Here is a 20,875-nt window from a genome sequence, read left to right as displayed (position 1 = left end):
TTGTATGAAACAAGAACCCGTTGGGCTCTTTGAAAAGTATTTTATCATTTGGTTTCGAATCGTAACGGAAAGGATTTGGACTGGAGACAAAAAAGTTAAGAACACCTTCCTTGCCATTTTGGGTTTTGGGGTTCTAAATGTTTTTTTACTAACAGGTTCCATTAAAGATTTTTTTCGTCTCGATGAGGCTGCTGTATACGATATCCCTTCCACCTTATACGGGCTAAACGATAAAGGGGAATACGAACCTATTGCCGAGTATTATAAATTCTCTCGTATCCCTGTTAAATTAGAAGAACTAAAACCAGAGTCCACTGATTATTCCGCGGATAACCGTCACAAAGTGATCCAATGTTTTTTATCCACTGAAGACAATTCGTTTTATTCCCACAATGGGATTGATCTTAAAGGGATTGCCAGGGCTTTTGTGGTAAACCTTATGGCGGGTCGAGTGAAAGAAGGTGCATCCACCATCACCCAACAAGTCGCAAGGCTTAAGTTTTTATCCATCGAACGTTCCATTGCAAGAAAAGCACGTGAAGCCTGGCTTGCCATTTTACTCGAACTCGTTTACCCAAAAGACAAAATTCTAGAAGTGTATTTAAACGAAATTCCACTCGGGCACGGAACCATTGGTGTAGGTGCAGCTTCCAGGTTTTACTTTCGTAAAGAAGTACAAGATGTCACTTGGGGAGAAGCTGCCATCCTTGCAAGCCTTACCACAAGACCCACTCAGTTTAGCCCCATTGTCAACCCAGTCTCTAGTATGAACAAAGTGCGCGTTGTCTTTCGAAAACTTGTTGAGAACGGAAGGATGACTGTTGCGGATGCCGAAAAAGAATTTGCGAGCTTAGAAGAATATTATACAAACCTAAATCGTTCTCCCAATGATTCTGCGTTTTCTGACAGACTCAATCGTTTTCCCTATGTCACAGAATACATCCGCAAAAACCTAATTCGTTCGATTGGTTCCGGTCGGTTGTACAATGGTGGACTCAAAATATATTCCACGATCCAAATCCGCCACCAAGAAGAAGCAGAAAAAGCCCTTCTCCCTGCACTACAAAGGCAAACGATTGAATCCAACCAACGTGCTTTCCGTAACATTGATGCCTTTGATGATTTGTATGGAAGTGGCTATTCTTTAATTGCTGATTTGTATGACTTACCCGAATTCAAATTTAAAATTTCTAAAATAGAACGTACCTTTTCCTCTGCTTACCAAGAGGATATTCGTGATGAATTTTACGCCCTCAATCTACTGATAGGTGACGACTTTCTCGGGGATACCCTCGATAAAAATTTCACATCGCAAAGTACAAAGGACCATTTACTCCCAGTAGAAGGATCACTCATTGCCATTCGGCCAGAAACTGGTTACATCACAGCCCTTGTCGGCGGATCAGGTTTTCGTTCTGATAACCAACAAATCCGTCCTTTCCAAGCTTTCCGCCAACCAGGTTCCGCTTTTAAACCAATCTTGTATGCGGCAGCGATGGACTATTCGGGAAAAAACCCAGACCCTGAAAAAAATGTAACACCTGCTACACTCTTTGCAGATTCCCCTTTACAATACTTAATGGAAGATGGAGATGAGTGGGCTCCTGAAAATTACAGCAGTGAATATTCTGGGTTTATTTTGTTACGAAAGGCATTAGAACAATCAAAAAACTCAGTTGCTGTGAGGGTATTAGAACAAGTGGGACTTTCCAATTTGATGGATAGCCTCCGTGGTTTATTACAATTACAAGGAAGGGACATCCCTTATAACTTTAGTGTTTCCCTTGGATCCTTTGAACTCACTCCCTATGAACTCACTCGTGCTTATGCGGCCCTTGCTTCTGGTGGCAAAACAGTCAATCCCATCTCCGTTTTATATGTAGAAGACAATGCAGGCAAAGTCATCAAAGACTTTCGCAAAGACTATGAAGATGTGGAACGAAAACAAATCATTTCCAAAGAGGCTGCCTTTCTCATCACTTCCATGATGAAAGATGTTGTGGAAGAAGGAACAGGACGTGGTGTTCTCTCGTATGGGCTTGGCCGAAAAGCCTACGGGAAAACGGGGACCACAAACAATTTTAGGGATGCTTGGTTTGTGGGTTATACCCCAGAACTTGTCACCTCGGTATGGTTTGGTTATGATGTGGGCACCATTTCACTTGGTCGTGGGATGACTGGTGGAAAACTATCGGCTCCTGTATGGGGAAGGTTTATGGCAAGAGCCCTGGAAAAAGAACCAGCCAAAGAATTCCCTTGGCTAACGGATGTCAAAATCACAAAACGAACTGTCTGCCGCATGTCTGGGAAACTCCCCGGTGGCCAATGCCATGACCTACTGGAAGAATACTTTATCCCCCAAACGGTTCCAAAAGACGTTTGTAACGACCATGGATCCGCGTGGAATGTTGTGGAATCCAAACCACAACCCCAATCCACCCAAATTGCCGTGGAGAAGAAAAAACAAGACACCAAAGTGGAGAAAAAACCCACACAAGGCAAACCTCCGAAACGAAAAAACTCAGTCTTTAGCGGAGATGAGGAAATTGATTACTAAAAAGGCTTGTCAGATAGACCGAAAATTTTGATTCTCACAGAAGGGGAAAAGGAGCAGGAATGGCAATAGGTAAGGATTCCATCAACAGCGTTATCGGACCAGGGTCGATATTTGAAGGTAAATTTTATATCGCAGGTTCACTTAGAATCGATGGAAAATTCGAAGGTGATATCAAAACAGAAGACGCTCTCGTCATTGGAGAGACTGGAAAGGTCAAAACCAATATCAGTGCAAGAGAAGTCATTGTCTCCGGAACCCTCATTGGCAATATCAAAGCCGAAAACGAAGTGAAATTAGAAGGGACAGGACGTATGTTAGGTGACATCACTGCTCCATACTTAGAACTTCAAAAAGGTGTCGTTGCAAAAGGAAACATCACGATCACTGGCGGACAGAAAAAAGACGTTCGTAAGATTGTGGAAGAATCTTTTGGCGGAATCAAATCTTTAGATTCAAAGGACTAACCTAAAATCCATTTAACACATGCTACTTCGTTCACCTGAAAAGTCTACGATCGGCAAGCATGTGTTACGTTGGGGAAACATAAACGTCATCCAAGTTTCCCCAGGTAAGTATTTTTATAACCTACAATCACAATCGAGTGTTCTTCATGGCACTATCGATCTCAACCGCAAACGGTATCGTATATTACCCCTACTCGGTTTTTCGTTTTTATTTGCGTTTTTGCTTTCCATCATTGTCGACAAACAAACTTACGAAGAAAGTTTGATGGAAAAAGAATTCCTGAGTATGTCCACTGAGGTAGAAGAAAATGATACAAAAGACAAGGAAGCAAAACTAGCAGACGAAAAATACTTACAAGAAACCGAAGATAAAAAAATGGCGATCCTTCGGTCAGCAGAACTCGACAAACTCGCAGAAAACAAAAATAAAAAACTAAAAGTCACTCAATACAAGGTCAAAAAGAATGAATCCTTATCTGATATCGCACGTCGGTTTAAGGTATCTGTTGAATCCATTGCAGGAAGTTCTGGTATCAATCCAGAAGTATCTCTCATCGCTGGACAAATTCTAAACATACCAAACAAACACGGCCTAATGTACAAACTGAAAAAAGGGGATACATTGGCAAAAGTAGCAGACTATTATAAAGTCAAAATTGATGACATTTATGCGGAAAACCAATTAGAAGATTATGATTTATTCAAATCTGGGCAAAAGGTATTTTTACCAGGTGCAGTGATCCCAGATACAGGTCCTGTTTGGAGGATTCCTGTTTCATCTAAAGTCATCACTTCTGGATGGGGAACTCGTTCTTATCCACAATACAAATTCCATATGGCCCTTGACTTACGTGCTAATTATGAATCGGTGTATGCAGCAAGAAAAGGAAAAGTCACCTACTCTGGTTGGATGGGTGGCTATGGAAATGCCATCATCTTATCTCATGACGACAACTACCAAACCTTATATGCTCATAATTCCAAACTTTATGTGAAAGAAGGGGATTATGTCAGTGCCGGAAAAATCATCTCTCGTTCTGGATGTACGGGGTATTGTTTTGGTCCTCATTTACATTTTGAAGTCATCAAAGACGGGAAAAACATCAATCCTACAAAACTCATCAAAGGATTTTCATACAAATGAAAACTTTCAAATCAAACCAGTTCAAATCCATGCCGAAAAACAGTTTTCTCGAAATCAATTCCTTTGTTTTACAAAAAAGAATGTCCACTTTCATTTTGGTTTTATGGGCTTTTAGTTTAACTTTCATCATTTCCTGTGCACCAAAAATTGGAGAACAAATCAACAAACGGTTGGTTGATCCCTTTGATGAAACAAAAAATATCAACGTCCATTTTGTTACAACAAGAAGGGAAATGGGAGCCAAAGATCGTTGTGATGGGAATAGTTTTGGTTTCATTACCGATATTAATCCTCATTTTGGGATTTGTATCGTAAACGTCCCCGCAAAACATATCATTGGCGATATTGCCATGGATAATGAGCAAGATAAAAACAGTTTTTTCCAATTCAATGGCCGAGTGAATACCGATGACAAAGAATTTTTATCAAAAATCAAATCTTCTGCAAGTGAAGAAGTATTGGTATTTGTGCATGGATTTAATGTCAATTTTGATGAAGCAGTGTTACGAGCTGGCCAAATTAAATATGACCTCAAGTTCCCTGGGGAAGTCGTTGTGTATTCATGGCCTGCTGGCGCTGACGCTGGTTTACTGGGACAGGTGATGGTAAAATCAACCTATGATTTGAACTTTACAGAAGCAAAAATCAATCGTGAACCATTTACCAATTTTCTAAAATCCATTTCCTCGATAGGGAAAAAAATCCATTTAGTGGTTCATAGTATGGGTCACCAAGTGGTATTACCTTCCCTTGCCTCCCTCTCCAAATCAGGAAAACAACAATTTCTATCTGAACTCATCCTCAATGCCCCTGACTTTGACAAAAACGAATTTGATCGCATCTTATCAGATTTGAGTAAAACAGCCGAAAGGATCACATTGTATTGTTCACCAGGAGACAATGCCTTGGTAGCCTCACAAAAAGTGAATGGTGCTCCAAGGGCTGGAATGTGTTTTAAATATTCTGGGGTTGATGTTATCAATGTGAACGAAGTTGATGACCCAGTGCTTGGAGTCGGTGGACTTGGCCATGGATATTATTCATCAAGGCCAATTCTCACAGACATCTACCAAGTGTTACTTGGTGTCTCTGTTGAAAAACGACTCTTTATCCGTAAATCAGGACCCAAAAATGGGGAGAACTTTGTTTTACGAAAGTAAGTTAGATTCGTTTTAATTTAAGGTACCACAAGTTCTTCACCCGACTGGATCGCTTTATTTCGCATTTGGTTGTGTTGGATTTCAATCGTCTCCTCCCCAGTTTCTCCTTCTCCTTGTTTCAAAATGGTGAGTCTCATTTTGACTTTTTTCCCCAAGAAAAGTTGGTCTTTTGTGAGTTGCACCAAACGATCCCCTCCCGAAATTTTTGGATGTGTAGGAGTTGGTAACACAGCAAATACCAAATGCCTCGCATAAGTCACACCCGGTTTCGATTTTGGAGGAGAAAGTGGTTCCATCGGAATCCACCCATAACCATTCACCCATACCTCTACATATTTATGGTTAAAACTCATTTCATTTGAAGATTCAGTTGGTAAATAATTCCATACTAACCTAGCAGGTATACCTTTGCCACGTAACAAAGACATGGTGACATAGGAATGTTCTGTGCAACCACCATTGTGTTTTTGGATTACATTTGGTGCTGATTCAAACTTGCCTGATTTATAAGGGATTGAGGAAACATATTGGGAAGTTTCCATGAGTAGTTCTTTGATTGAAGTTTTTTCTTGGAACAATTCATTTCGTTTTGTGACCACAATCGGATCTTCAAGTTTGACAAACCAATCATCTCGAAGTTCGTTTGGATGTTTGGCTTCACTTTCTTCTCGATTAACAATCAACTCGGGTCCAAGTTTCCAATGGATTTTATAACGAGTGAGTTTCCCTCGATACACAGTTATGGTTTTTGACTCTCCTTCTTTCAAAGGAGGGACTTTCACAGTGAGAGTTCGATTCCCTGAATCATCCATACTGAATGTACTCGGTGAATAAAAGGTTTCTTCTCTTAACTCCTGGGAATACGTATCTTTTTTCGGAAGGATTACATGGAAATTGGATTCAGGGATGTCTGACATTGATGTTAAATCCAATTGGTATTCGAGATTCGATTTGATGGGTGAAAACCGAACTGCCTTTTCGTCGGAACGAATGAAGAGTCCATCTCCAATGGGAAAAAAATGTTCATCAAAAAAAAACCATTCCCCATAAATTTTGGTAATTGGATCAAAAATTAAAAATCGATCAGATCCAAGGACAGCCATTTTAAACAGAGCCCTATGGTTTGTTGGGAATTTCCATTCTTTTGTTGTTGTTCCTTCCTCCAAAGAAAACACTTGGATGGTATTCCCAACAAAGGAAGAAACCAAAAGGATTTCGGAATCACTTCGTTTGATGATCCTTTGTACTGATTTCATTGGAAGCGGAAGCTCTGAAACTTTTTCAAAAGAATTTATATCAAAAACTTCTAATTGGTCTTTTTCCAACCGAACCATTTTATCTTTTACACAGACAAAATCCTTCCACCCATTGGTTTTACTTGCAATGTTGTATTCATTTTTGATAACAAATGAATCCTGCGACACAACATATAACTTTTGTTTGGTTTGAACAAAAACACTGTCACTACAGAGAGCCCAACCAAGAACCCTTCCCTGATCCCAGGTGATAGTTGTTAATTTTTTTGTTGGTAAATCATATTGGTAAAGGTGGTATTCTTTGTCCTTATTTTTTGTTTGGAAATAAAGTTGGGAATTTACCTGTAATACGGACTCAAACAATTCGACAGACTCTGCATCAGGAAAACTGAAATTAGGATCATACTCGTATTTTGAACCAATTTGTTTCCATTCAAACGGAACTTCCCCTCGTTCCGTGGCAATGAGTGAACCACTTGTGAGAACAATCAGGAAACTTAAAATCCAATGTTTCATTTGATAATCCTTGCCTTTTTTGAAACCATATGAAAGATTTTTTTAGTATATGGATGACGAAAGAAAGGGAAGTCTTTTTTATTTCGGAGAAAGGATTCTCCTTGGCACTCAAGGCCTTGTCACCGAACCACATTCCCATTACGCAGTTTCCATTCTTGTTTCCAAACGACTGCCATTTCGATTGACCACAAAAGAGAATCAAATCATAGAAACTGAGGGAATCATTATCCCTCCCAATTTTTTCCACCGTTTAGAGGCAAATCATACTGAAATCGTAGTGATCCAATTGGATCCAAAATCGGATGAATACAAAAAAATTGAAATGAAGGACAATTACACTCTGTTAGAAACTAAGACCATACAGAAGATCCAATCTTTATCCGAACCATTATTTGGCGGAGGTTTAAACTGTATGAAAGCGAAATTGATTTATGAACAAATTTTAGCAGAACTTGGTTCCAAAAAATCTGATAAAACTTGGGATCCAAGAATTGACATTGCCATTACAAAAATTAAAGAAACACTTCCAAACCCAATCAATGTAGCGTTTCTCTCGAATGAAACAGGAATTTCAAAAGATCGGTTTATGCATTTGTTCAAAGAGAATATGGGAATCCCACTTAGGCAGTATTTACTTTGGCAACGATTACACATAGCAGCAAGGCTGTTACAAAGTGGGGAGAACCTAACAACTGCATCACATGCAGCAGGTTTTAGTGACCAAGCTCATTTGTCTCGAACCTTTAAAAAGATGTTTGGTGTGAAACCCTCTTTATTCCTCGGAGGGTCTCATTTACACCAAGTTTGTTTTTGTGATATGATTTAAAATTCTTAGATTTTAAATTTGATTCATGCGGTTTTGTGGACGCTAAAGTCTTTCCAGACCCCTTTCTGTTTTAGTTCATCTTCCACTGCTTTTTTCAATTCAGATCGATATCCTAATTCAAAGAACACATCTGCCACAACAAAGAGTGGTGCAGAAACAAGTGCTTGGAATAAATTGTCGAAAAGTGCTGGCCTACTTTTCTCAAAGATAAAATGTCCATAAAACTGGGATCCCCAACCAACCACTTGCCCAATTCCAAAAATTGTCCATGCCGTTTGAGAAGGGAGTTGCACCGTGATCCATTCAGCAGTCAAAAACAATCCACCAAACAATAATGTTGCGATAAATGCAAAAAATACATCCAAGGTATAATAATATCCTAAAACACCCAGAGTAAATAAGAGAGATGCAGTTACGGAAAAACCATTATATTCAAATAAGGAAAATCGACTGAGTACAACAAAAAGAGTAAACGTAATCGTTGGTACTCCTAAAACGTGAATCCAAACATTTCGTTTTTCTTGATGGTAGGCAGAATAAAATGCCATTTCTTTTGCAAATCTCAAAGGGAACCTCCAAAGTAGGTTTCCACTTTACCAAATAAATTGAGAATCTACTTGAACGATTCTGTCAAAATTTAAAAAAATTCTAATTTCGTCCGGAAGAATGAACGAGTTTACGTAATGTAAAATTACGTTTAAAGTCTTTTACATAGTCTTCTATGAGAATTGGAAATCGGTAGGTCCAATTGGAATGGTCTGGTGTTCCTGGGTAATTGATTCTGTGTTTTTCTGGATTCTGTAAAACATCGGAAACACCGAGGGCCAGATCCTGAAAGAGTTGGATGCTAAATAAACTTTTGGTTTGGAACACAAAATCGAGTAAACCTTCTAAAACTTGGTCTTCTGTTTCGGGTCTTGGTTTACCCAAACGGTCAAAGAAAAACTGAAGTTTGGGCTCTACATCCCCTTCCCGATTCCACCACTCCATCACCAAACTCGTATCATGTGTCGATAAGACAGAAATTGCATTTTCGCGGTAGTGGTCTTCTTCGATGTATTCCCCAGTTGTGAATGATTTTGTCCAACGGACAACATCAATTCCAATCATTTGGCGTTCGAATAAGGACTCACGAATGAAAGTAGGCACTGAACCCAAATCCTCGGCACAAGGAACCATGGAGGAAAAGGATTCAAAAATTTCTAAAATGGCCTCCCCTGATTCTCTCCAATGTTTCTCTTCTTCATTGATATGAAGTTGAGACAAAGGAAACAATCTAGCTTTCATTTCCTCAGAGAGAGACTGGTAACCTTCTTCTTTCCAGAAGTCCCAATAAAAGATATAATGATTGGGTTTGAATTCATGGATGAGTCCGCGCTCTTCCATTTCTTTTGGGTTGATGCCAACTTTCAAAAATTCACTAGTCTCAATTCCAAATTGAGGGTGGAACCATCCCTTTAATGCGGTTCTGTCTTCTTTGGGAATAGCCCAAATGCGGTACATTCCAATCACATGGTCAATGCGGTACAGATGGAAAAAATTTTCTAAATACAATAATCGTTCTTTCCACCAACTATAATGGCTTTTTTGTAAAACTTCCCAGTTGAGAACAGGGAAACCCCAAGTTTGTCCCGTTTGTGAAAAATGATCAGGAGGAGCCCCTGCTTGTAAATCCAAGAAAAAGTTTTCAGGGTGTTCCCAAACATCACAGGAATTACGAGCTGTGAGAATCGGCATATCACCCTTTAAAAAAATTCCATTGTCCTCTAAATGGAGTTTGACGGCATTTAACTGATCAAAGGCGATTTTTTGTAAATATACCCAAAATAATGCTTCTTCTCTTTGTTCTGTGAATACTTTGTCTTTTGCATTATAGGGATCTTGGAATTCTTTTGGCCATTCCCACCAATTTTTACCTTCGTATGTTTCATACAATACCCGAAATGAAACATAGGAATAACACCAAGGTTGTTTTTCTAAAAAGTTAAGAGCCTCTTTCATCGCTTCTTTTTGATGGGAAAGATAAAATTCTTTTATGTATTTTATTTTTAAATCACGCACTCGAGTTGGATTGTTTTGTATAGAAACAATTTGGTTTTTGCGTGATAGGTAAGGTAAACCTAATTTGTACAGAGAAATGTACAATGGATCAATGGCAAAAGCTGAAATGGCACTATATGGAGAATATCCATATCCTGTATCATTGAGAGGTAATAATTGGATGATACTGAATCCAATGTCCTTTGCCCAGTCACAAAGTGGGTATAAACTATAAATGTCTCCACATTCAAATGAATGCTTTGAAACAATTGAGGACAGAGATACTAGTACCCCTGCCCTTCTTTGTTTGATCGAAATCAAAGAACTCAATGCCTTACAACATTAAGCAACTGTGATTTCTTTTGAAAGATAAACGTCTTGGATCGCGTGTAAAAGTGACACACCTTCTTTCATTGGTTTTTGGAACGCCTTTCTCCCAGAAATGAGTCCCATACCACCAGCGCGTTTATTGATGACCGCAGTTTTTAATGCCTCCTGTAAGTCATTTTCCCCTGATGCTCCACCTGAGTTAATGAGTCCCGCTCTTCCCATGTAACAATTTGCTACTTGGTAACGAGTGAGGTCAATTGGATGTTCAGAAGTTAAATCAGAGTAAATACGTTTATCAGTTTTACCGTAAGAAGACTCTTGGTTGAGAACATTATAACCACCATTGTTTTCAGGTAACTTTTGTTTGATGATATCTGCTTGGATGGTTACTCCCAAATGGTTTGCTTGTCCTGTTAAGTCAGCAGAAACATGGTAATCTTTGTCTTTTTTGAACGCATTGTTTCTGATGTAACACCAAAGGATCGTTGCCATCCCGAGTTCATGTGCCATTTGGAACACTTTTGAAATTTCAACGATTTCACGACCAGCATCCGCAGATCCAAAATAAATTGTGGCACCGATGGCAACACAACCTTGGTCATACGCTTGTTTTACGGTCGCAAACAAAATTTGCTCACTTTTGTTTGGGTAAGTGAGAAGTTCGTTGTGGTTGATCTTTAAAATAAAAGGGATTTTGTGAGCATACTTACGAGCCACAGAACCAAGCACTCCTAAAGTTGTAGCCACACCGTTACAGCCGCCTTCTATTGCGAGTTTGATGATATTTTCACCATCGAAGTAAATCGGGTTTTTTGCAAACGATGCACCAGCGGAGTGTTCAATCCCTTGGTCAACGGGAAGAATGGATACATATCCAGTTCCGCCAAGTCGGCCATGGCCGAGTAAAGTTTGAATGCTTCTGAGAACAGGGATGGACCTGTCTGAAGGTGCAAAAATTCTATCTACCCAGTCGCTACCAGGTACGTGAATGAGTTCTTTTGCTATTTTTGGTGATTTGAATCCAAGGAGGGATTCCGCGTCGTTTCCAAGATGTTTCGAGATTTCGTCGAAGTTCAAAGTTGTTCTCCTTAAAAATAAATTCTCGGGTTGGGCCAAGGTGACAACATCTTTTTTTGCTCGTCGTCCTTCCCCTTACCCTTATCTTGCATTGAGAGGCAAAATTGAGAGGATCTGCACAATTTCGTATGTTTTTTTCCCTGGCCTGGCTCTCCCTCACTCTGTCACTCGGAGTCTGGTGGTGGATTTTGGGGTTTCGCCAAGCCAAAACCATTTCTGAAATTTCTGTCAGCACAGAAAGACAGTTTGAACTAAACCGAGTGAATCGGATGTTACAACTAGAAGGGTCGTTTTTTCTATCTATGTTAACCCTTGGTGGTGTGACTCTCGCCGTTTTATCCTACAGAGACCACAAACGTTCCAAACTCATTGCCGATTTTTTCTCCACTGTCACACATGAAATGAAAACTCCAATTGCCAGCTTACAACTGCAAGTTGAAGTTCTATTGGAAGATACAAAAGATTTACAACTAAAAAGGAAACTAGAAAAAATCTGGAAAGAAAACCTAAGGATTGAATCCCAAATGGGAAATGCTTTTTATCTGGCAAGTCTCATGCAAGGGGAAGCTCTTTACTTAGAAACGTTAACCTTACAAGAAATCAAAGATTCCTATTCCCACCATGAACCAGATCTAGTTTGGGTAGTATCCATCCCTCTCACAAAAAAAGTATACCTCGATAAAAAAGCATTTTTTGCCATGTTAAAAAATCTCACTGAAAATGCAAAACGACATGGAAAAGCAAACCAAATCAAACTTCACATTGGCCAAGAAAAGGATCGAATTTGTTTTCTTTTAGAAGATAATGGATCTGGTTTTATGGGCAATAAAAAATACCTCACCCAACCCTTTCTCCGACATTCGAATACCAGCGGGAGTGGGATTGGTCTTTATATCGTTAAAAAATTAATCGAAAAGATGAAAGGTAAAATCGAATTTCCGGACAGTCCGTACGGTTTCCAAGTCAAACTTTGTGTGAGGGAGGTCGTATGAAACCAAGGATTTTACTTGTGGAAGACGATGAAGGGCTCGGAGAAACGTTAAAAGAAAGATTAGAACAAGATTACTACCAAGTTAAGTGGGCAAAAACCGTTTCGGAAGCTGAAACTCTTTTTGCACCCAATTTGTATGATTTAGTTGTCCTCGACTTACGCCTGCCAGATGGAAATGGATTTGAACTCGCCGAGAGGATGGTTTCCCTTGAAAAGGATCTTCCTTTTTTATTTTTAACTGCCCAAGCAGGAGCCCAGGAACGTCTCCGAGGGTTTGAACTCGGTGCAGCTGAATTTATCCCCAAACCTTTCCATCTAAAAGAATTTCTCATCCGATTAGAAAGGGTTGTTTCCCTCACTCGTCCCCATTTTGGTCAAAAATGGCAGCTGGATTCGAAAGAAATCCACTTGGATTCCTTTTTAGTGAAAAACAGGGATGGTTCTAGCATCCTACTTTCCAAACGTGATTGTTCCCTACTGACCTTACTTCTCAGTGATCCCTCAAAAGTATTTAGTCGCTCTGAAATCCTTGATGTCATCGTAGGCGAAGACAGTTTTCCTACGGAAAGGACCATTGATAATGCCATTGTTCGGTTGCGCGATGCCTTAGGGGAAGATTCCATTCGCAATGTCCGAGGGGTCGGATACCAGTGGATTGCAGAAGTCCAACCCCTGAAATAAACCACTTCTTCCTTATGGAAACTGGTCGTTCCTCCGATATTTGAACCTGATGAAACAAGGATTTTTTAGCATTTGGATTTTTTGTATTTCCTTGTTTTCCCTTTCTTTAGGTGCCTGGGAAACAGACATCGATTACAATTATGAATACCAAAAAAACGGACCTTATACTAAATTTTCAGACTGGGTTCCGTATAAATTGCACAAATGGGAGCCAAAGTACTTAGAAGATTTTTACGAATTGTACAACCTCAAACAACATTATAATGATAATGAACTGCGTAAAAATATCTATTGGTTAAAAATCGCTTTAGGCAAACGATTTCGTCACCCAAAACACGCATTATGTGAAACCAAAACGGAACAAGAATACTATAAATATCGAAATTTGATGTTTATGCACATCAATATCCAAATCATGCGATCCTATATGCGACTTGGTTCCAAATTTGACAAACGCCATGTTTACTTTTACAACTTAGACTTTGCCCATGAATTAAAAGAAAGTTTCACAGTGGCAGAAAGTTTTTACAAAGAAGCAATTCCCTATTGGGAAAAAGCCAAAGAATATGCAGACAAAGCAAATGAAGTGCCAGTGGATTTGGATTTAGGAACTATCGAAACCGAACGATATGAAATTGTGACTGGAAAATTAGATTTTGGTCATATCATTGATACACATTTAAACCGACTAGATGGCAAAAAGAAAATTGTATCGGAGTATTTGGCGAAGTATCCAGAAGCGGATGCCAAAGCTCTCGACCTCATCGACCAAACGAATTAAAATTCCAAAAACAAAACTGCTATATCATCATGAATGATTCGTTCCTTTTCCACCAGGCAATTGGCAATCATCTTTTTGATGAGGCTATCAGTATCTTCTGAAACAGAAATCATCTCAGAGAGTTCTTGTAAAAAAACATCAAGTCCAATATAACCGCCTGTTTCTTCTTCCAATTCATAAATCCCATCGGAATAAAGTAAAAGACGATCTCCCTTATCAAATGTTTTTGAAATGTTTTTCCCTTCCCAATCATCAAGTAATAGAATCGGATACATTTCATCTTTTACAAATTTCATCACACGGTCTTTCTGATTCCAAAAAACACCTGGTGGATGGCCAGCAAAACTAAACTCGATCCTTCTTTCCAAGGGATATATCCGCATCACACAGGCAGAGATATGGTGTTTGAAAATAATCGTTTTGAGTTCAATGTGCATCGCTTCCAAAATGGCAGCAGGTGAAGATTCTACTAATGAATGTTTTTTAAACGAAACGGCAGCAATACCTGAAACCAAAGCAGAGGAAATCCCATGCCCAGAGATGTCTCCAAAAAATATATCAATACAATCCGGTTTTGGTTTTTCGTATAAAATTAAATCTCCCCCAATTTCATCATAAGGTAAAAACCTAGATTCTATTCTTATATTGGGAATCGTACCAAAATCTTTTGCGACCCAAGCTTCTTGGGTGAGTTTTGCTAGTGCCAAGTCTTCTTTTACATCAGAATAAAATCTTTGCAGAATTTTTTCCTTTTTCATCAGTTTGATTTCGTTTTTGGCACGAACCAAACCTTGTGAAACAAATCCTGCAACCAAACCTAACATTTGCTTGGTCTCACTTGTCCAATCACCTAAAGATTGGTATGTGGTCACACCAAGGATTCCAATTAAATTCCCTTCATCACGTAATCCAATGACCAAAATAGAACGAACTTCTGCTGATTTAAATAATTGTAAATGCCAAGGTTCATCAGTAAGTGCTCGTGTATCGGGAATATAAATCACACCATCACCAGCAAGAACCCCTAACCTTTCCGGGTTCATTTTGGCTATAGGTAGTTTTGTTCCAACCTCAAAAAGAGATGGTACACCAAGAGACAACCATTCATGGCTTACCGATAAAAATTGTTTATCGGAAGATATCTCTGCAACAAACACCCTGTCTGCCTTTGAATACTTTCCTAATTCCTCTAAGGCAAACTGAATGGCATCGGAAACAAATTCAGCTTTGGTGTGAACAAACATTTTTGAAACTTCAGTCACAATTTGGGAAAACTGCAAAAGACCCGAAAGTTTCGACTCAGACTCCCGAATATTGGAAATTTCAATTTGTTGGCCCCAAATACGAACCAGATGCCCATCGACAATTTGCCCATGGGAATTGATGAGATAAACACGAGGCAAAATGGATGTATTTTCTGTGTATTCGTAATCTTCTAATTGGTAAGAATTCTCAATGAACTTACGGAGGAGATGGATACTCGTTAAAGAAACAATTTCTTTCAGGTATTTACCATTCACCTCTTCCAAACTTCGGAATCCATTCAGCTTAACCATGGCGAGGTTACATTCCCGCACCACAGAATGGTTCCAAATGTATTCCATCTGTTCTTCCAAAGGTAAAGAAATGGGCATTGGGATGTCTAGTTCGTAACACCAAATGGCGTCTTTCGAAAGGTGGATAAAACTCTCCAAGTGTTGGAAACGACCAAAATCTGGTTTACGAGAGCTCATCGTCCTCTACAGTTTCTTTTGATCCTTTGATTGCCACAAAAAAAACATACATTGAAGGGTTTTCGAAAAAATTTCAATTTTGAAGAAAAAAAATCCTGATTCCGTTGACCAAGGAATGCCCTTTTCCTAAAATACATTGGAATGGCGGAGGCTTAGATACCGTGTAGTATGCACATATTTTAAGCATTTATCACTTTAAATACGCAGTTCGTTTCGTGTCTAAGCACTATTTTAAAAACAATCTGCTTAGAAACTCCACGAAACCCTTATATTTCGGTCGAAATGCCTTGGTATAAATCTTGCATTTAAAGTGGTAACAGATTACAACAATCAGACCGACCTCTGAACGAAGGAGAATCAAATGCAGTTCGCAACCCCAAAATTTACTTCCGGAAAGGAAGTGGTTGAGTATGCCAAAAAAAATGGAGTCCTTTTCTATGACTTCCGATTTACGGATATCAAAGGAATGTGGCACCACGTTTCGTATTATGTGAATTCCGTAAATGAAGATACATTCAAAGGAATTCCTTTTGATGGATCTTCGATTGCTCGTTGGCAGCCAATCAATGCTTCCGATATGCAATTACATCCAGAAATTTCTACGGCATTTTTAGATCCGTTCACAGCAGACAAAACACTTGTTATGTTCTGTGATGTTTGGGATATCTATAAAAACCAATACTATGAAAAATGCCCAAGATCCATCGCGAAAAAAGCATTAGAATTCATGAATAAATCTGGAATTGCAGATACTGCATACTTTGGACCAGAAAATGAATTTTTCGTATTTGATAGTTTGAAAGTTCGTGATGAAATCAACTGCCAGTACTACGAGTTAGATTCAAACGAAGGGATCTGGAACACTCACTCTGAAATTCCAGGATCAAACAACACAGGAAAAATCAACTTTAACTCTGGACACCGTCCTGGAACGAAAGGTGGTTACTTCCCAGTAGCTCCAATTGACTCTCAAGTTGACCTAAGAGCAGAATTTGTAAAAACATTAGAAGCCATTGGAATGGAAACCTTTGTGGTCCACCACGAAGTTGCCCAAGCACAAGGTGAAATTGGTGTTAAATTTGGAACACTCATTGAAGCTGCAGACAATGTTCAAAAGCTAAAATACATCGTTAAGATGGTTGCTCACAAACACGGAAAAACTGCTACTTTCATGCCAAAACCACTTTTTGGTGATAATGGTAATGGTATGCACGTTCATATCTCTCTTTGGAAAGGTGGAAAAAACCTTTTTGCTGGAGACAAATACCAAGGATTATCTGACTTCGCATTTAACTATGTAGGTGGAGTACTTAAGTATGCAAGAGCTTGTGCTGCGTTTACTAATGCATCCACTAACTCTTACAAACGACTCATCCCTGGTTTTGAAGCACCATCTATCTTAGCTTACTCGGCACAAAACCGTTCTGCTTCTTGCCGTATTCCTTTTGTGAGTGGCGAAAAAGCTAAACGTGTGGAATTCCGATTCCCTGATTCTACAGCTAACCCATATTTGGCGTTTGCTTCTCTTCTTATGGCTGGTATGGCTGGAGTTGCTGAAAAGATTGATCCAGGTCCTGCTCGTGAAGAAGATCTTTTTGAACTTTCATTGGATGAAATCCGTGAAAAAGGAATCCGCCAAATGCCTCACACACTTCGTGAAGCGATGGAAGAGATGCTTGCTCAAAGAGAAATCTTCAAACAAGGAGATGTTTTCACTGAAAACTTCTTACAAACATACCAACACTATAAGTTTGAAACAGAAATTTGGCCATGGGAAGGTCGCCCTCACCCATACGAATTCCTCACTACTTACTCTTGCTAAGAGAAAAAGCCCCGGTAACCCCGGGGCTTTTTTTTGTTTACCATTCCCTATCCATTCAAAAAATGACAAAAGAACTAAAGATTTAGTTCAACCAAACGATCTAAGGTTATAGGGCGAGGTAGCTCAGATGGTTAGAGCACAGGATTCATAACCCTGAGGTCACGGGTTCGACTCCCGTCTTCGCTACCAAAGATCGAGAGGACAAGGTATGAACAAAACAAACCGTTTGTTTTCAATTTTGGCTCTAGTGTTATTCACTGGATCCATCCAAGCAGCAGATTTTCCTAAGTGTAAAGAAGCTTGTGATAAATTTTACAATTGTTCGGTTCAAGTGAATCCGAATGCAACTGAAGAACAAAAATCAACTCTCCGTAGAGGTTGTGAGTTCAATTGTAACCGACCTAAATACTACAATAAAATTGCAAGTTGCCTCACAGCAGGGGACAGTTGTAAATCTTTCTCCACTTGTATCATGAAAGAGATGCAAGCAAACAAATAGAATTTCAGTAATCCTTACGCCAAATTCGAAACAGAAGAAAAAACCTAGGGGATCACCCTCCTAGGTTTTTTTATCCCCAGACCAATTCCGAGGTTTTTTATCCCATCGGATTGTTCATTTTTAGGACTTATCTGTTGTTAATTCTCTGTTCCAGTTTTTTGGGAAATTTGTTTCGAGAAGGATTTTGCTTCATCCAACCGTAACGAAAGGATCTTAGAGATCCCAGGTTCTTCATTGGTGACTCCAAATATTGCATTGGCCCTTGAGATGGTGGACTGTGCGTGAGACACAACAATGAATTGAGTTTTGTCTTTGAAACGGTCTAGAATTTGGCAAAAACGAAGTTTGTTTGCTTCATCAAGAGCTGCATCAATCTCATCCAAAAAGCAGAATGGGCTTGGTTTCACCATATAAATTGCAAAAAGAAGTGCAATCGCTGTGAGTGATTTTTCACCACCAGATAACAAACGTAAGTTTTGAACATGTTTGCCTGGCGGTTCTGCCATAATTTCCACCCCAGAATTCAAAGAGTCTTCCTTTTCGGTAAGTTCTAAAGTCGCTCGTCCTCCATTGAACAATGTGGAGAATGTTTCTTGGAAGTTTTCTTTGATCCGTTCAAAGGTTAATTGGAAAAGTTTTTCTGACTCTTCATTGATTCGTTTTAACACTTCTTCGATGTCTTTTTTAGAACTTTCAATGTCTTGTTTTTGTTTTAGGTTGTGTTCGTAAATTTCTTTGATATTGCGATACTCTTCTATGGCAAGAGGGTTGATCGAACCAAGGAGTTGGATTTCGGATTTGGCAGAACGAAGGCGTCTTTCTTCTGCTTTTTGTTCCAGTTCTAATCCACCCCTTTCCGTTTCTAATTCCGAATCCGTTAAGGAATAGTCGTTATACAATTCTTCTACGAGAGAATCAATTTGCACTTTCAATGCGGAACTGGTTCTTTCTTTTTCAGATAATAATGGTAAAAGATTTTGGAATACTTCTTGGTTTTTCGAAATATTGGATTTGATCCCAGAAATTTCCTCCACTAATGTTTGCAAGGTCTCCTTTTCGGATTCCAAAATACGGCTCATGGAAAGGAATTCTTGGTAGGCTTCCTCGATTTCTTTTTCTAAAAACTCAACTTCCTTTTCAAGACTTTCCTTTTTCTCGCGGATCACTGATTCTTGATCTTTGGCACTCGTGATTCGGACTTGGATTTCTCCGATTCTTTCCTCAAGGACAGTAATTTCCTTTTGTTGGTTTTCCAAACGAGAATTGGATTCTAATAGTTTTTTCTCTAATTCTACGATTTGGGTTCTTGTTTCTTCCCATCGGTTTCGGAAAAGAATGATATTACTTTGGTTGTCTCGGATACCACGCGTTAGGTTTTCATTTTCCAAAATTAGGTCTTCGATTTCTTGGTCGATTGATTCTTTTTTCGATAAAATTCCATCCTTATCAAAAAGTAGGTTTCTAAAATCATCTTCCTTTTTGAGGAAATCACTGAGTTTTTCGGAATAAAGATCCAATCGAATTTCTTTTAAAACAACTTTTGCTTCATTCAATCTTGAATCCTCTAATTGGAGGAGAGCCGATTGTAATTTGTTTTGGAATTCACTGGTAAGAGAGACTAGTTCCCATTTGTTTTGGTTTCGGATCTCTTCCCCTTCTTTGGATTCTCTTTTTTTATTTTCCAACTCTTGGATGAGTTCGAGAATCACTGTTTTTTGTTTTTCACGCAGGATGATATGTCGTTTTTCATTTTCCCCAATGCGAGTTTCTTTTTCTTCGATTGCCTTTTCTTCTTCTTTGATCGAAAGTTCTAAAGAAACACGTTTGGATTCCAATTCTGTAATCTCTTCTTGGAGTGTGGATTGGATTTCCCTTTGGCGTTCGTTTTCAAGCTCAATCGCTTTTTTTTCCACTTCCAATTTGATGGTCGCTTGGTTTTCCAATTCTAAGGAAGATAGGATTTCACCAATGCGTAATTCATATTCTTGGATGAAGGTTTTGTTTTTAGCGATTTTTTCTTTTTGGATTTGGCTTTTGGAAAGATGATCGAATAATTTTTTATCAATTTCGGCAATCTCTCTTTCTTTCGCTTCTTTGATCGTTTCCTTTTCGGAAATCAAATTGGTTTCGTTTTGGATGAGGGATAAAATCGATTTGTTTTTCTCACGGATTTCTTGTAGTTCTTCATCCGATTTTTTCATCCTACGTTTGAAGTCTCTCAGTTTGAGGTAACGTAAGTTTTTATCGGATTCATCTAAATCAGATTTCAGTTTGAAGTATTGTTCTGCTTTTTCCGATTGTTTTTCTTTGACTTCCAAATCCTTTTGCATCGAATTCATGATGTCATGGATGCGCAGTAAGTTTTGGTTTGTGTCTTCTAATTTTTTGGTCGCTTCTTTTCGGTCTAATTTAAAACGACTTACCCCAGCTGCCTCTTCAAAGATGGCACGCCTTTCTTCGGGTTTGGAATTAAGGATTTGGTCTACGCGACCTTGTTCTAAAATACTATAACTAGATTTACCAATCCCTGTATCGAGTAGGGTTTTTTCGATGTCCTTTCTTGTGGTGCGGATGTCATTTAAGTAGTATTCATTTTCTCCGTCAGGGTAAAGCCTACGAGTGATTTTGACAGAAGGGTAATCGATATTAAAAAAACGGTCATCGTTGTCGAAAAGGATGGATACTTCTGAAAATCCAGCAGCTCGCCTACTCTCTGTTCCGTGGAAAATAACATCGTCCATTTTTTCCCCGCGTAAACCTTTGGCACTTTTTTCACCAAAAACCCATTTAACGGAATCGACAATATTTGATTTTCCCGAACCATTAGGTCCGACGACTGCGGTAAACCCTGGATCAAAATTGATCTCGGTCTCATCTGCAAATGTTTTGAATCCAACAATGTTTAGGCTTTTTAAATGCATATCTGTTTTGCCGTTTGATTTCCTTGTTTCCCAGTTGACAGGCCTTGAGAGACATAAGAAAAAACCTTAGATAGTAT

The 20,875-nt window shown here is 39.0% G+C and carries 16 protein-coding genes and 1 tRNA gene; 11 read left to right on the top strand and 6 right to left on the bottom strand.

What is annotated here, in order from left to right:
- Nucleotides 1–4 precede the first annotated feature (4 nt).
- The 4 genes from DI076_RS01740 to DI076_RS01725 all read left to right on the top strand — a co-directional run bounded on the left by DI076_RS01740 (nt 5) and on the right by DI076_RS01725 (nt 5,325).
- Entirely contained in the window at nt 5–2,557 is a 2,553-nt protein-coding gene (locus tag DI076_RS01740) for a penicillin-binding protein 1A (protein ID WP_108958308.1), read from the top strand.
- 59 nt (nt 2,558–2,616) lie between these two features.
- Complete coding sequence (locus tag DI076_RS01735) at nt 2,617–3,021, top strand: bactofilin family protein (protein ID WP_012388418.1); 405 nt, start codon at nt 2,617–2,619, stop codon at nt 3,019–3,021.
- 19 nt (nt 3,022–3,040) lie between these two features.
- The gene (locus DI076_RS01730; protein WP_439957254.1) at nt 3,041–4,165 is read left to right on the top strand and encodes a peptidoglycan DD-metalloendopeptidase family protein; all 1,125 of its coding nucleotides are present in this window, start codon (nt 3,041–3,043) and stop codon (nt 4,163–4,165) included.
- Between the two features lie 80 nt (nt 4,166–4,245).
- The gene (locus DI076_RS01725; RefSeq protein WP_108958409.1) at nt 4,246–5,325 is read left to right on the top strand and encodes an alpha/beta hydrolase; all 1,080 of its coding nucleotides are present in this window, start codon (nt 4,246–4,248) and stop codon (nt 5,323–5,325) included.
- A gap of 17 nt (nt 5,326–5,342) precedes the next feature.
- Here DI076_RS01725 and DI076_RS01720 read toward each other — a convergent pair whose 3' ends face one another.
- A complete protein-coding gene (locus DI076_RS01720) occupies nt 5,343–7,097 on the bottom strand; it encodes a transglutaminase-like domain-containing protein (RefSeq protein WP_108958307.1) in 1,755 nt (584 codons plus the stop codon).
- A 49-nt stretch (nt 7,098–7,146) separates the two neighbouring features.
- Between DI076_RS01720 and DI076_RS01715 the strand changes: the two genes are divergently transcribed.
- A complete protein-coding gene (locus tag DI076_RS01715) occupies nt 7,147–7,923 on the top strand; it encodes a helix-turn-helix transcriptional regulator (protein ID WP_108958306.1) in 777 nt (258 codons plus the stop codon).
- 23 nt (nt 7,924–7,946) lie between these two features.
- On the opposite strand, the gene DI076_RS01710 is transcribed toward DI076_RS01715, so the two are convergent.
- From DI076_RS01710 to DI076_RS01700, 3 genes are all read right to left on the bottom strand, one after another.
- The gene (locus DI076_RS01710) at nt 7,947–8,489 is read right to left on the bottom strand and encodes an Mpo1 family 2-hydroxy fatty acid dioxygenase (RefSeq protein ID WP_108958305.1); all 543 of its coding nucleotides are present in this window, start codon (nt 8,487–8,489) and stop codon (nt 7,947–7,949) included.
- A gap of 82 nt (nt 8,490–8,571) precedes the next feature.
- On the bottom strand, nt 8,572–10,293 hold the full coding sequence (locus DI076_RS01705) for a 4-alpha-glucanotransferase (protein WP_108958304.1): 1,722 nt from the start codon (nt 10,291–10,293) through the stop codon (nt 8,572–8,574).
- A gap of 12 nt (nt 10,294–10,305) precedes the next feature.
- Nucleotides 10,306–11,370, bottom strand: coding sequence for a class I fructose-bisphosphate aldolase (locus tag DI076_RS01700; protein ID WP_100726906.1), 1,065 nt, complete (start codon nt 11,368–11,370; stop codon nt 10,306–10,308).
- A gap of 128 nt (nt 11,371–11,498) precedes the next feature.
- On the opposite strand from DI076_RS01700, the gene DI076_RS01695 reads away from it, so the two are divergent.
- The 3 genes from DI076_RS01695 to DI076_RS01685 are packed head-to-tail and all read left to right on the top strand — an operon-like array spanning nt 11,499 to nt 13,823.
- Nucleotides 11,499–12,362, top strand: a complete 864-nt coding sequence (locus DI076_RS01695; RefSeq protein ID WP_108958303.1) for a sensor histidine kinase — start codon at nt 11,499–11,501, stop codon at nt 12,360–12,362.
- Nucleotides 12,359–13,042 carry a response regulator transcription factor gene (locus tag DI076_RS01690; protein ID WP_108958302.1) on the top strand — a complete coding sequence of 228 codons (684 nt, stop codon included), beginning with the start codon at nt 12,359–12,361 and terminating at the stop codon, nt 13,040–13,042. Before DI076_RS01695 ends, DI076_RS01690 begins: the two co-directional genes overlap by 4 nt.
- Nucleotides 13,043–13,091: 49 nt before the next feature.
- Entirely contained in the window at nt 13,092–13,823 is a 732-nt protein-coding gene (locus DI076_RS01685; protein WP_108958301.1) for a DUF8513 domain-containing protein, read from the top strand.
- On the opposite strand, the gene DI076_RS01680 is transcribed toward DI076_RS01685, so the two are convergent.
- Nucleotides 13,820–15,556: a GAF domain-containing SpoIIE family protein phosphatase gene (locus DI076_RS01680; RefSeq protein WP_108958300.1), complete on the bottom strand. Its 1,737-nt coding sequence runs from the start codon at nt 15,554–15,556 to the stop codon at nt 13,820–13,822. The genes DI076_RS01685 and DI076_RS01680 overlap by 4 nt on opposite strands.
- A gap of 361 nt (nt 15,557–15,917) precedes the next feature.
- On the opposite strand from DI076_RS01680, the gene glnA reads away from it, so the two are divergent.
- From glnA to DI076_RS01665, 3 genes are all read left to right on the top strand, one after another.
- Complete coding sequence (gene glnA / locus DI076_RS01675) at nt 15,918–17,378, top strand: type I glutamate--ammonia ligase (protein ID WP_100716713.1); 1,461 nt, start codon at nt 15,918–15,920, stop codon at nt 17,376–17,378.
- A gap of 112 nt (nt 17,379–17,490) precedes the next feature.
- Nucleotides 17,491–17,567 (top strand) — tRNA-Met (locus DI076_RS01670).
- A gap of 19 nt (nt 17,568–17,586) precedes the next feature.
- Entirely contained in the window at nt 17,587–17,877 is a 291-nt protein-coding gene (locus tag DI076_RS01665) for a Cys-rich protein (RefSeq protein ID WP_108958299.1), read from the top strand.
- Between the two features lie 137 nt (nt 17,878–18,014).
- Here the strand turns inward: DI076_RS01665 and DI076_RS01660 are convergent, their stop codons facing one another.
- Nucleotides 18,015–20,798 carry a chromosome segregation SMC family protein gene (locus DI076_RS01660; protein ID WP_108958298.1) on the bottom strand — a complete coding sequence of 928 codons (2,784 nt, stop codon included), beginning with the start codon at nt 20,796–20,798 and terminating at the stop codon, nt 18,015–18,017.
- Nucleotides 20,799–20,875 lie beyond the last annotated feature (77 nt).

It is taken from the genome of Leptospira ellinghausenii (genome assembly GCF_003114815.1).
In the GTDB taxonomy this organism is placed as follows: domain Bacteria; phylum Spirochaetota; class Leptospiria; order Leptospirales; family Leptospiraceae; genus Leptospira_A; species Leptospira_A ellinghausenii.
This window is presented reverse-complemented; position numbering and strand designations above follow the sequence as displayed.

Bases quoted from the DNA above. Each gene is read 5' to 3' on its own strand.
- DI076_RS01690 (WP_108958302.1), top strand. From the start codon at position 12,359: ATGAAACCAAGGATTTTACTTGTGGAAGACGATGAAGGGCTCGGAGAA.
- DI076_RS01685 (WP_108958301.1), top strand. From the start codon at position 13,092: ATGAAACAAGGATTTTTTAGCATTTGGATTTTTTGTATTTCCTTGTTT.
- DI076_RS01715 (WP_108958306.1), top strand. From the start codon at position 7,147: ATGGATGACGAAAGAAAGGGAAGTCTTTTTTATTTCGGAGAAAGGATT.
- DI076_RS01665 (WP_108958299.1), top strand. From the start codon at position 17,587: ATGAACAAAACAAACCGTTTGTTTTCAATTTTGGCTCTAGTGTTATTC.
- DI076_RS01725 (WP_108958409.1), top strand. From the start codon at position 4,246: ATGTCCACTTTCATTTTGGTTTTATGGGCTTTTAGTTTAACTTTCATC.
- glnA (WP_100716713.1), top strand. From the start codon at position 15,918: ATGCAGTTCGCAACCCCAAAATTTACTTCCGGAAAGGAAGTGGTTGAG.
- DI076_RS01695 (WP_108958303.1), top strand. From the start codon at position 11,499: ATGTTTTTTTCCCTGGCCTGGCTCTCCCTCACTCTGTCACTCGGAGTC.
- DI076_RS01730 (WP_439957254.1), top strand. From the start codon at position 3,041: ATGCTACTTCGTTCACCTGAAAAGTCTACGATCGGCAAGCATGTGTTA.
- DI076_RS01740 (WP_108958308.1), top strand. From the start codon at position 5: ATGAAACAAGAACCCGTTGGGCTCTTTGAAAAGTATTTTATCATTTGG.
- DI076_RS01680 (WP_108958300.1), bottom strand. From the start codon at position 15,556: ATGAGCTCTCGTAAACCAGATTTTGGTCGTTTCCAACACTTGGAGAGT.
- DI076_RS01720 (WP_108958307.1), bottom strand. From the start codon at position 7,097: ATGAAACATTGGATTTTAAGTTTCCTGATTGTTCTCACAAGTGGTTCA.
- DI076_RS01735 (WP_012388418.1), top strand. From the start codon at position 2,617: ATGGCAATAGGTAAGGATTCCATCAACAGCGTTATCGGACCAGGGTCG.
- DI076_RS01660 (WP_108958298.1), bottom strand. From the start codon at position 20,798: ATGCATTTAAAAAGCCTAAACATTGTTGGATTCAAAACATTTGCAGAT.